The following is an 11,963-nucleotide window of genomic DNA, read 5'->3' as shown; positions in this document are numbered from 1 at the left end:
CCTGTTCGCTGGCAAGCCCGCTCCCACAGGGTTCGAGCAGATCCTGAGCCTGTACCTGCAGGCGCCGGCAAGGCCGGCGCCTGCAGGTACAGGCTCAGGATCTGCTCGAACCCTGTGGGAGCGGGCTTGCCAGCGAACAGGCGCGCTCAGTCAACCCAGATTCATCGCCCTCTACGCCATTGCCCTGGCCAGCCTCCTGACCGCCCTGCTCACCCCACCCCAGCGCCTGGCCAACCTGCTGCCCGGCGCGCGCAGCGGCGAGCTGGTGTTCTATCAGGAAGGCCGTGGCGCCACGGTCGCCGTGGTCGAACAGCACAAGCCCCAGGGCAGCTTTCGTCGCCTGTACATCCAGGGCGTGTCCAACACCGGCGATGCCATGCCGTCGCTGCGCTACATGCGCCTGCAGGCCCTGCTGCCGCTGTTGATCCACAACGGCGAGCCGCGCTCGGCGCTGGTGATCGGGCTGGGCACCGGCATCACCGCCGGCGCCCTGCTGCGCTACCCGGGCCTGGAGCAACGCGTGGTGGCCGAACTGCTGCCGGCGGTGGTGCACGCCTCGACGCTGTTCCAGGGCAACTACCACGCCGCCGACGATGCGCGCCTGGACATCCGCCTGCGCGACGGGCGCCGTGAACTGCTGGCCAGCCCGCAGCCCTACGACCTGATCACCCTGGAGCCACCGCCCCCTTCGGCAGCCGGCGTGGTCAACCTGTACTCGCGTGACTTCTACCAGCTGGCCGCCAGCCGCCTCAACCCCCAGGGCCTGGTCGCCCAGTGGCTGCCGCTGCCCACCCAGAACATCGACGACAGCCGTGCCCTGGTGCGCAGCTTCATCGACGTGTTCCCGCATGCCTCGCTGTGGACCACCGAGTTCCATGAAATGCTGCTGGTCGGCTCGCTGCAGCCGGTGCGCCTGGACCTGCCGCGCATCAGCGCGCGCCTGGCGCAACCCCACGTGCAACGCACCCTGGCCGAGGTGGGCGTGGACTCGCCGGCCGCACTGCTGGCCACCTGGGTCACCGACCGCGCCGGCCTGGAGCGCTTTGCCGCACAGGCCCCCGCCGTCACCGACGACCAGCCACGTATCGAGTACGCCCCCTGGGTGCGCAGCGACGAGATCACCCGGGTGTTGCCGGCCCTGCTGGCGCTGGGCAGCCCGGTGCCGCTGGAAGGCGCCGATGCCCTGGCCAGCCTGCGCCTGAACGACCAGCGCCAGCGCCTGCAGCGCTTCTATCAGGTGGGCCTGAGCGCCTACCGCGGCCAGCGCGACACCTGGGCGCGACAGGTTCAGGGCGTGATGCGAGAAGATGGCAGCAACCCGTACTACCGTTGGTTCCTGGGCATGCCGTGAAGCGCGCCGCCTGATTGAAGCGCCCCTTACCCCAACAGCATGGACGTCTGCATGTCGAAAAAGCGCGCCGTTACGCCGCCCCAACAGCCCCCCGTGCGCGGCACCAGCCTGCTCTGGCCGGTGCTGGCCGGGGCGGTCCTGCTGGCCCTGCTGGGCACCTGGTTCGCCCTCGACCGTGCCCCGGCACGCCTGCCGGTGGCTGCGCAGAGCACGCCACCAGCCCCGCCAGCGCCAAGCAGCCCCGCCCCGGCGCTGGTCGACGAAGCCACCTGCCAGGGTTGCCATGGCGAACAGGTTCGCCAGTGGCAAGGTTCCCATCACCAGTTGGCGATGCAGCCGGCCACCGCCCAGACCGTGCTGGGCAATTTCGCCGACGTGCAGTTCAAGAGCGACCGCGAGACCACGCGCTTCTTTCGCCAGGGCGACCGCTTCTGGGTCAACACCCCAGGCGCCGACGGCCGGCCCCAGGATTTCGAGGTGGCCTATGCCTTCGGCATCGAGCCTTTGCAGCAGTACCTAATCGACACCGGCGGCGGGCACCTGCAGGCGCTCGGGGTGGCCTGGGATACGCGCCAGCAGCAGTGGTTTCACCTGTACCCCGGCCAGGGCGTGGACTTCAAGAACCCGCTGCACTGGAGCAAGCCGCAGCAGAATGCCAACTTCATGTGCGTGGAGTGCCATACCACCGGCTTCAAGCGCAATTTCAACGCTGCCAGCGCCACCTTCGACAGCCACTGGAACAGCCTGGGCGTGGGGTGCCAGGCGTGCCACGGCCCGGCCTCCGGGCACCTGGCGTGGGCGGCGCAAAAGCCGGCCAGGCAGGTTGCCCATGCCGGCTTCCAGCAGAGCCTGGTGGAGGGTGGCAACCTGGCCGAAGTCGAAACCTGTGCCCGCTGCCATGCGCGCCGCGCGCCGCTGGGCGATGGCTTTCACAACGAGCGCCGCCTGATGGACGACTACCTGCCCAGCCGCCTGACCCGCGAGCTGTATGAGCTGGACGGCAAGATCAAGGACGAGGTGTTCGAGTACGGCGCCTTCACCCAGAGCAAGATGTTCGCCAAGGGCGTGCGCTGCAGCAATTGCCACGAGCCCCACAGCACCCAGCTCAAGGCACCGGGCGACGGGGTGTGCCTGCAGTGCCACAACCCTGCGGGCAAGACCGGCGTGGCCGGGGTCGACGGCGCCGGGCTCAAGGCCCGCGACTATACCGCCACCGAGCACCATCACCATGCCCCCGGCAGCCCCGCGGCGCAGTGCGTCAGCTGCCACATGCCCGGCAAGTTCTACATGGTCAATGACTATCGCCACGACCACGGCTTCAGCATTCCGGCACCGGCCCAGGCACTGGCGCTGGGCACGCCGGATGCCTGCCTGGGGTGTCACAAGGGCAGTGCCGGGCAGCGCGTCAGCGAGCAGTTCGCGCTGTGGTACGCCGACCGGCCCTCCGACACACCGGCCTACGCTGCCAGCCTGGACCTGCTGCGCAGCGGCAAACCCGGTGCCGCCCAGGCGCTGCTGACGCAACTGGCCAACAGCGAACTGCCGGCGATCCGCCGCGCCACCCTGCTCGCCGAACTGCCCAACTACCCGAGCGAACGTACCCTGCAGGCGGCGCGCAGCGCCCTGGGCGACAGCGCACCGCAGGTACGCGCCGCGGCGGTGGAAGCCCTGGCCGCGCTGCTGCCCCCGCAACAGCGAAGCATGCCGCTGGCCCCCTTGCTGCGTGACCCGGTGCTGGCCGTGCGCATCGCGGCCGCCTACGCCCTGCTGCCGGCACGGGCAGCCGGGCTGGGCGCGGCGCAGGCGGCGTTCGAGCAGGCGCTGGGCGAATACGAAAGCGTGCAGCTGAGCCTGCTCGAACGCGCCGAAGCCAACCTCAACCTGGCCCTGCTGTACCAGGCCAGCGGACGCACCGATGCGGTCGAGCCGTACCTGCGCAGCGCGGTGCTGCGCGACGCCGACTTCCTGCCGGCCCGTGTGGCCCTGGTGCAGTGGCTGGACAGCCATGGCCGCCAGGACGAAGCACGCACGCTGCTGGAAGACAGCCTGCGCCAGCACCCCGACTCGGCGCTGTTGCAGCAGGCCCACGGCCTGGCCCTGATTCGCCAGGGCCGTCGCGACCAAGCGCTGGTGGCGCTGCGCAAGGCCGTGCAGCTGGCCCCGCAGAACGCCGGCTACGGGTATGTGCTGGCGGTGGCCCTGCACGATCAGGGGCAGCGCGAGCCGGCAATGCAACAACTGTGGAGCAGCCTGCAACAACAACCGTTTAACCGTGATGTTCGGCTGGCCTTGATGCATTATCTGCAACAGGCCCGGCAGGTGGACACAGCCAATGCCCTGCTCGAGTCGCTGCGCCAGCTCAACCCCTACGACCCGATGCTGCAACCCCGCCCCGCCAGCGGGAGCTGAGGGCCTGCAAAAAATTTGATGAAGGCAATATCGAACTAGAATCAGGCCTGCACACTCAGATGCGCATGTGCCTTACCTACCCTGCTCAGGAGCTTGTCCAAATGGCTGCACTGCAACCTGTCACCCTCACCGCCATCCGCACCCACCAGGCCTCCCTGGTAGCCGAATGGCTGGCCGGGCTGGACGCGTCGGGTGCCACGCGCAACCTCAAGGCCGACGACCTCAAGCGCCAGACCGAAGAGTTTCTCGACCTGCTGCACGCCGGCCTGCAGAACGGCGATGCCAGCAACCTCAACGCCGGTGCCTGGGACGATGTGCGCCTGTTCCTGGAAAAGCTCTCCCATAGCCGCGCCCTGCTCGGCCAGGACTCGCAGCAGACCGCCACCTTCATCTTCTCCCTCAAGGGCCCGCTGTTCGCCCTGCTGCAGCGCGAGTACAGCGAGCAGCCGGCGCAACTGGCCAACCAGCTGCTGCAGGTGTCCGAACTGCTCGATGCCCTGGGCCTGCACACCATCCGCACCTTCCAGAAATCCCGCGAGGCGGTGATCAAGCGCCAGCAGGAAGAACTGCTGGAGCTGTCCACCCCGGTGGTCAAGCTGTGGGACGGCGTACTCGCACTGCCGATGATCGGCACCCTGGACTCGCAACGCACCCAGGTGGTGATGGAATCGCTGCTGCAGCGCATCGTCGACACCGGCTCTGAAATCGCCATCATCGACATCACCGGTGTGCCCACCGTCGATACCCTGGTGGCCCAGCACCTGCTCAAGACCGTGACCGCCATCCGCCTGATGGGCGCCGACTGCATCATCAGCGGTGTACGCCCGCAGATCGCCCAGACCATCGTGCACCTGGGCCTGGACCTGCAGGGCGTGGTGACCAAGGCCAACCTGGCCGACGCCCTGAAGCTGGCCCTGCATCGCCTGGGCCTGTCCGTCGCCAAGGCGGGCTGAAGCCATGGAGCGCATCCCGATTCTGCAAATCGGCGAATTCCTGCTGGTGACCATCCAGGTCGACATGCATGACCAGCTGGCCATGACCCTGCAGGACGACCTGTCCGAGCGCATCAGCGCGACCTCGGCCAAGGGCGTGCTGATCGACATCTCGGCGCTGGACATGGTCGACTCCTTCATTGGCCGCATGATCGGCACCATCTCCGGGGTGTCGCGCATCATGGACACGCAGACCGTGCTGGTGGGCATGCAGCCGGCCGTGGCGATCACCCTGGTCGAACTGGGCCTGACCCTGCCCGGCGTGCGTACCGCGCTCAACGCCGAGCGCGGCATGCGCCTGCTCAACAACTCGGCTGCACCGCAATGAGCGCCGAGCAAAGCGGCACCCAGCCCATCCTGCTGGAGCAGGATGTGGTACGTGCACGGCAACTGGCGCGCACCCTGGCCCAGGGCTGCGGCATGAGCCTGATCAACCTGACCAAGCTGGTCACGGCGGTCAGCGAGCTGGCCCGCAACGCCGTGGTGTATGGCGGCGGTGGCCACATGGACTGGCAGGTGGTCGAGAAGGACCATCGCAAGGGCCTGCGCCTGACCTTTCGCGACGAAGGGCCGGGCATCCCCGACATCAAGCTGGCCATGACCGATGGCTGGACCAGCGGCGGCGGCCTGGGCCTGGGCCTGACCGGGGCAAAGCGCCTGGTGGACGAGTTCGAACTGGATACCGCCCCCGGGGCCGGCACGCGCGTGACGATTCTGCGATGGGCCTGAGTATCCTGGGCAGCCTGACCCAGGTGCTGCCGATAGAAGACGAGAGCCAGGTCGGTCATGCCCGGCGCTGCGTGCAACGCCTGGCCGAACAGCAGGGTTTCGATGACACCGACGCCGGGCGCGCCGCGCTGCTGGCCACCGAGCTTGCGAGCAACCTGCTCAAGCATGCCGGGCGCGGTGAACTGCACCTGCGGGTGCTGCCCAACAGCGGCTACAGCGGGCTGGAACTGATCGCCATCGACCGTGGCGCAGGCTTCGACCTGCACCACTGCCTGGCCGACGGGTTCTCCACCGGCGGTACCCAGGGCATCGGCCTGGGCGCGATCAAGCGCCTGGCCGATGTGTTCGATGTGTACGCCGACAGCCGTGGCGCCGCCGTGCTGGCGCGCCTGTACCCGCGCAGCAGCGCGGCCTGCGACCTGCGCTGGGGCGCCAGCCAGCACAGCCTGCATCACGACCCGGCCTGTGGCGATGCCTGGTACCTGGCCTACGACGGCCAGCGCATCAGTGCCCTGGTGGTCGACGGGCTGGGCCACGGCGAGCTCGCCGAACGGGCCGCCCACGCCGGCACCCAGGCCTTTGCCCAGGCCCCGTTCGCCGACCCCGCGCAGGTGCTCGAGGCGATGCACGTCAACATGCAGGGCACCCGTGGCGGCGCCGCGGCCTTCGCCCAGTACGACAACGGCGCGCTGCGTTTCAGCGGCGTCGGCAACATCGGCGCGCACCTGCTCGCACCCGGTAGCAGTCGTGGCCTGGCCTCGCACCCGGGTATCGTCGGCGGGCAATTCCGCCGCGTGCGCCCCTTTGACTATGCTGATGTGCAAGCCAACCTGCTGGTGCTCTACAGCGACGGGCTGCAATCGCGCTGGGACCTGCAGCAGTATCCTGGCCTCATGCATCAGCACCCGGCACTGATCGCCGCCGTGCTGCATCGCGACTTCTGCCGAGGCCGCGATGATGTCACCGTGCTGGTTGTTGCCCTGGAGACCCTAAGTGGCTGATTCCCCTACCCTTGCCGACACCGAGGCGCAGGCGCTGATCGCGCGGCTGCGTGAAGAGGGCGACGCCCTGCGCGCCGAACTCGAAGAAACCAACCAGGGCGTGCTGGCCCTGTATGCCGAGCTGGATATCCAGGCCGAGCAACTGCGCCAGGCCTCGGACCTCAAGAGCCGCTTCCTGTCGTACATGAGCCACGAGTTTCGCACGCCGCTGGGTTCGATCCTGAGCATCGCCCGCCTGCTCAGCGACGAGCTGGACGGCCCGCTGAGCCCCGAGCAGCACAAGCAGGTGACCTTCGTCAGCAATTCGGCGCGCGAACTGAGCGACATGGTCGACGACCTGCTCGACCTGGCCAAGATCGAGGCCGGGCGCATCACCATCTCGCCGGCCTGGTTCGACATGCTCGACCTGTTCGCGGCCCTGCGCGGCATGTTCCGGCCGATCGTCGATGCCTCGGCGGTCGACCTGATCTTCGAAGAGCCCCAGGGCCTGCCGCGCCTGTACAGCGACGACAAGAAGCTGGCGCAGATCCTGCGCAACTTCATTTCCAACGCGCTGAAATTCACCGCCCGCGGCGAAGTGCGGGTATCGTCGCAACTGGAAGACGACGGCCAGATCCGCTTTGCGGTGCACGACACCGGCATCGGCATCCCGGGCGAGCTGCACGATACGCTGTTCGAGGACTTCGCACAGATCGACTCGCCGCTGCAGAAGCGCCTGCGCGGCACCGGCCTGGGCCTGTCGCTGTGCAAGCGCTTCGCGGCGCTGCTGGGTGGCCGGGTCGGGGTCGAGAGTACGCCCGGGGTCGGTTCGACCTTCTACGTAGTGATCCCCTTGGCGCTGGCCCAGGAGCCTGGTGATGAAGCCTGACATCCGCCTGCTGATCGTCGACGACAACATCGTCACCCGCTATGCCCTGCGCCGGCGCCTGGAATGCCATGGCTACCGCATCGACGAGGCCGGCACCGGTGGCGAGGGCCTGGAGCTGATTGCCAGCCAGACCTACGATGCGCTGATCCTGGACGTACACCTGCCGGACATGAGCGGCTTCGATATCGTGCGCATCCTGCGCGCCACCCCGGCCACCGCGTTGCTGCCGGTGATCCACGTATCGGCGGCCGCCATCGGTACCGGCGACATCATCACCGGGCTGGACGCCGGGGCCGACGCCTACCTGATCCACCCGGTCGACCCCGAGGTGTTGCTGGCCACCCTGCGCACGCTGCTGCGGGTACGCGACACCGAGCAGGCGCTGCGCGAGAGCGAGGCGCGCTTTCGCGAGATCTTCGTCAGCACCGCCGCGCCCATCGCGCTGCTGGGCACCGGGCTCAAGGTGCACGAATGCAACCAGGCGTTCGCCCAGCTGATCCAGGACAACCTGAGCCCCGACACCCTGGTCGAGTGCTTTGCCGACGACCAGCAGCCGGTGATCGACGAACTGCTGCGCAGGCTCGGCACCCGGGACCGCTGGAAGGGCCTGCTGCACATGCGCGTCAACGGCCAGCTGCGCGAGACCCAGTGGCAGGTGTCGCCCTACCGCAGCGGCGAGTCGAGCCTGATCTTCGTCGAGGACGTGACCGAACAGCGCCACCGCGAACGCACCCAGCGCGCCGAACTGGACAGCGCGACCACCCTGCTGGCCCAGGAAGTGGCCGAACGCGCGCGCACCGAGGCGCAGTTGCTGCAGGTGCAGAAGATGGACGCACTGGGCAAGCTTACCGGCGGCATCGCCCATGACTTCAACAACATGCTCACCGGCATCATCACCAGCCTGGAGCTGATCAAGAAACGCATCGAGCAGGGCCGCGTCGACAAGGTGCAGTCCTACGCCGACGCTGCACTGGGCGCCGCCATGGGGGCCGCCACCCTGACCCACCGCCTGCTCGCCTTTGCCCGCCAGCAACCGCTGGACCCCCGCCCGGCCGACATCAACCAGCACATCCGCTCGCTGGAGGAACTGCTGCGACGCACCATCGGCGAACACATCAGCCTGCACCTGAACCTGAGCGAGCACCTCAGCGTGGCCCTGGTAGACCCGATCCAGCTGGAGAACGCCGTGCTCAACCTGGTGATCAACGCGCGCGACGCGCTGCCCCAGGGTGGCAACATCTGGATCAGCACCTACGCGGCGCACACCCAGGACGACCTCAAGCTGGCCGATGGCGCCTACGTGGCATTGTCGGTGCGCGACGACGGCAGCGGCATCGCCCCCGAGGTGATCGGCAAGGTCTTCGACCCGTTCTTCACCACCAAGCCCATCGGCCAGGGCACCGGGCTGGGGCTGTCGACCATCTACGGCTTCGCCCGCCAGTCGGCCGGCGACGTGCAGATCCGCAGCACCGGCGGGCGCGGTACCGAAGTGACGCTGCTGCTGCCGGCCAGCCAGAGCCCGCTGTTGAGCATCACCGAACCCACACCCGACACCGTGATCAGTACCGCCGGCGAGCATGTGCTGGTGGTGGAGGACATGTCGGTGGTGCGCAGTTTCGTCTGCGAGGTGCTGACCGATGCCGGGTACCGCTGCACCCCGGCGCCGGACGTCGAAAGCGCCCTGCAGAAACTGCATGCCGACCCGAGCATCGCCCTGCTGCTCAGCGACGTGGGCCTGCCGCACATGAACGGGCGCGAGCTGGCCAATGTCGCGCGCACGCTGCGCCCGAGCCTGCCGGTGCTGTTCATGACCGGCTACGCCGAGAACGCCATCGACCGGCAGCATTTTCTCGGTGAGCGCATGGACATCGTCACCAAGCCGTTCCAGATCCACGAACTGCTGGACAAGGTTCGGCGCAGCCTCGACGCCTGAGCCGCCTCAGCCCAGGGCCCGGGCCAGAAACGGCGCGGTACGGCTGTGGGCACTGGCCGCCACCTGCTGCGGCGTGCCGCAGGCCACCAGCGTGCCGCCCTGGTCCCCCGCCCCCGGGCCGATGTCGATCACCCAGTCGCTCTGGGCCACCACGCGCATGTCGTGCTCCACCACGATCACCGTATGCCCGGCATCCACCAGGCGCCCCAGTTGCAGCATCAGCCGGTCGATATCCTGCGGATGCAGGCCGTTGGTGGGTTCGTCGAGCACATACAGGGTGGCCCCGCGGGCCATGCGCTGCAGTTCGGTGGCCAGCTTGATGCGCTGCGCCTCACCGCCCGACAGCTCGGTGGCCGGCTGGCCCAGGCGCAGGTAGCCCAGCCCGATTTCGTGCAGCACCGCCAGGGCACGCTGCACCGCCGGCTGCTGCTCGAACACCGCCAGCGCCTGGGTCACCGTCAGCTGCAGCACCTGGGCGATGTTCAGGCCCTGCCAGGTGACCGCCAGGGTCTGCGGGTTGTAGCGGGCGCCATGGCAGGTGGGGCACGGTGCGTAGACGCTGGGCATGAACAGCAGCTCGACGCTGACAAAGCCTTCGCCTTCGCAGGTTTCGCAACGGCCCTTGGCCACGTTGAACGAGAAGCGCCCGGCATCGAAGCCCTGTTCGCGGGCCGCATCGGTGGCGGCGAACAGTTTGCGCACGTGGTCGAACAGGCCGGTGTAGGTCGCAAGGTTCGAGCGCGGGGTACGGCCGATGGGCTTCTGGTCCACCTGCACCAGCCGGCGGATCTGCTCCAGGCCCGCCGTGACCTGGCCGCCGCTGGCCTGCGCCACGTCATCCTCCAGGCTCTGCTCCTGGGGCTCGCTGGGCGCGGTGGCCTGGCCCAGGTGCGCGCCCACCAGCTCCAGCAGCGCCTGGCTGACCAGGCTGGACTTGCCCGAGCCGGAAATCCCGGTGACGGCCGTGAAGCACCCAAGGGGGAAGGCCGCATCGAGGTTGTGCAGGTTGTTGCGCGTCACGCCCTCCAGGCGCAGCCAGCCGCCGGGTTCACGCGGGGTGCGCGGCGCGGCGGCCTGGGCGCCGAACAGATAGTTGCGGGTCTGCGAGGCCTCGACCTCGGCCAACCCGGCCGGGGGCCCGCTGTACAGCACCTGGCCGCCCTGCTCGCCCGCCGCCGGGCCCACGTCCACCAGCCAGTCGGCGCGGCGCATGGTGTCCAGGTCGTGCTCGACCACGAACACCGAATTGCCCGCGGCCTTGAGGCGCAGCAGGGCCTCGTACAGCGCCTCGCCATCGGCCGGGTGCAGGCCGGCCGAGGGTTCGTCCAGTACATAGATCACGCCGAACAGCTGCGAGTTGAGCTGGGTGGCCAGGCGCAGGCGCTGCAGCTCGCCCGACGACAGGGTCGGCGTGCTGCGCTCCAGGGCCAGGTAACCCAGGCCCAGGTCGATCAGGGTGGCCACCCGTTCGAGCAGGTCCTGGGCGATGCGCTGCGCGGCCAGGCGTTTTTCCAGCGAGAGGTTGGGTGTGTGGCGCACGTCCGGGCCGCCGGCATGGGCGTTGTCGCCCCTGGCCGCGCGCTGCTGGCGGGCGTCACGGGTTTGCGCGTGGGTCAGCACCGCACCCTGCTCGTCGCCATGCTCGACATAGGTGGCGCTGGCCACCGGCTTGAGCACCTCGGCCAGCTGCAGCAAGGGCAACTGCGCCAGCTCGGCAATGTCCAGCCCGGCGAAGGTCACGGTCAGGGCCTCGCGCTTGAGCCGCTTGCCCGCGCACAACGGGCAGGCGCTGGCCCGCATGAACTGGCTGACGCGCTTGCGCATCAGCGCGCTCTGCGAATGGGTGAAGGTGTGCAGCACATAGCGCCGCGCGCCGCTGAAGGTGCCTTGATAGCTGGGTTCGAGCTTGCGCTTGAGGGCGTCGCGGGTCTGGGCCGGGGTCATGCCGGCATACACCGGCACGGTGGGGGTCTCTTCGGTGAACAGGATCCAATCGCGCTGCTCCTGGGGCAGGTCGCGCCACGGAATGTCGACGTCATAGCCCAGGGTCACGAGGATGTCGCGCTGGTTCTGGCCCTGCCACGCCAGCGGCCACGAGGCCACCGCACGCTCGCGGATGGTCAGCGACGGGTCGGGCACCATCGAGGCCTCGTCCACCTCGTAGACCCGGCCCAGGCCGTGGCACTCGGGGCATGCGCCCTGGGGCGTATTGGGCGAGAAGTCCTCGGCATACAGCATCGGCTGGCCGTCCGGGTAACTGCCGGCGCGCGAATAGAGCATGCGGATCAGGCTCGACAGCGTGGTCACGCTGCCCACCGAGGAGCGCGCGCTGGGGGTGCCGCGCTGCTGTTGCAGGGCCACCGCCGGCGGCAGGCCTTCGATGGCGTCCACATCCGGCACCCCGACCTGGTCGATCAGGCGTCGCGCATAGGGCGCCACCGACTCGAAATAGCGGCGCTGGGCCTCGGCATACAGGGTCGAGAACGCCAGCGACGACTTGCCCGAGCCGGACACGCCGGTGAACACCACCAGCGCATCGCGGGGGATGTCCACATCCACGTTCTTCAGGTTGTGTTCGCGCGCGCCGCGCACCTTGACCATGCCGGCCGGGCCGGCATGGGGCGTGGTGGATCGAGGTGAATTCATGGTCGGACCTTGGTCGGCGAGGGTCTGGAATTGG

The 11,963-nt window shown here is 68.8% G+C and carries 9 protein-coding genes; 8 read left to right on the top strand and 1 reads right to left on the bottom strand.

Annotated features, from left to right (window positions below; genetic code table 11):
• From MF6396_RS24595 to MF6396_RS24560, 8 genes are all read left to right on the top strand, one after another.
• A partial coding sequence (locus tag MF6396_RS24595) for a spermidine synthase (RefSeq protein WP_443217219.1) occupies positions 1-1,351 on the top strand: 1,351 nt, incomplete at its 5' end.
• Positions 1,352-1,402: 51 nt separating this feature from the next.
• Positions 1,403-3,760 carry a cytochrome c3 family protein gene (locus MF6396_RS24590; RefSeq protein WP_102063833.1) on the top strand — a complete coding sequence of 786 codons (2,358 nt, stop codon included), beginning with the start codon at positions 1,403-1,405 and terminating at the stop codon, positions 3,758-3,760.
• Positions 3,761-3,861: 101 nt separating this feature from the next.
• Positions 3,862-4,713: an STAS domain-containing protein gene (locus MF6396_RS24585; protein WP_043861204.1), complete on the top strand. Its 852-nt coding sequence runs from the start codon at positions 3,862-3,864 to the stop codon at positions 4,711-4,713.
• 4 nt (positions 4,714-4,717) lie between these two features.
• Positions 4,718-5,080 (top strand): STAS domain-containing protein, encoded by a 363-nt coding sequence (locus MF6396_RS24580; RefSeq protein WP_043861203.1) that lies wholly within the window; start codon positions 4,718-4,720, stop codon positions 5,078-5,080.
• On the top strand, positions 5,077-5,481 hold the full coding sequence (locus tag MF6396_RS24575; protein ID WP_043861202.1) for an anti-sigma regulatory factor: 405 nt from the start codon (positions 5,077-5,079) through the stop codon (positions 5,479-5,481). The genes MF6396_RS24580 and MF6396_RS24575 overlap by 4 nt, the downstream gene beginning before the upstream one ends.
• Positions 5,472-6,482: an ATP-binding protein gene (locus tag MF6396_RS24570; protein WP_177346344.1), complete on the top strand. Its 1,011-nt coding sequence runs from the start codon at positions 5,472-5,474 to the stop codon at positions 6,480-6,482. Before MF6396_RS24575 ends, MF6396_RS24570 begins: the two co-directional genes overlap by 10 nt.
• Entirely contained in the window at positions 6,475-7,350 is an 876-nt protein-coding gene (locus MF6396_RS24565; protein WP_043861201.1) for a sensor histidine kinase, read from the top strand. The genes MF6396_RS24570 and MF6396_RS24565 overlap by 8 nt, the downstream gene beginning before the upstream one ends.
• Positions 7,340-9,283 carry a response regulator gene (locus MF6396_RS24560; protein ID WP_078481755.1) on the top strand — a complete coding sequence of 648 codons (1,944 nt, stop codon included), beginning with the start codon at positions 7,340-7,342 and terminating at the stop codon, positions 9,281-9,283. The genes MF6396_RS24565 and MF6396_RS24560 overlap by 11 nt, the downstream gene beginning before the upstream one ends.
• A gap of 6 nt (positions 9,284-9,289) precedes the next feature.
• Here MF6396_RS24560 and MF6396_RS24555 read toward each other — a convergent pair whose 3' ends face one another.
• Positions 9,290-11,929 (bottom strand): excinuclease ABC subunit UvrA, encoded by a 2,640-nt coding sequence (locus MF6396_RS24555; protein WP_078481754.1) that lies wholly within the window; start codon positions 11,927-11,929, stop codon positions 9,290-9,292.
• Positions 11,930-11,963: the final 34 nt, after the last annotated feature.

Origin of the sequence: Pseudomonas sp. MF6396 (genome assembly GCF_002018915.1) — a bacterium.
In the GTDB taxonomy this organism is placed as follows: domain Bacteria; phylum Pseudomonadota; class Gammaproteobacteria; order Pseudomonadales; family Pseudomonadaceae; genus Aquipseudomonas; species Aquipseudomonas palmensis.
The sequence above is the reverse complement of the archived record's forward strand: the minus strand, read 5'-3'. Positions and strand labels throughout refer to the sequence as shown.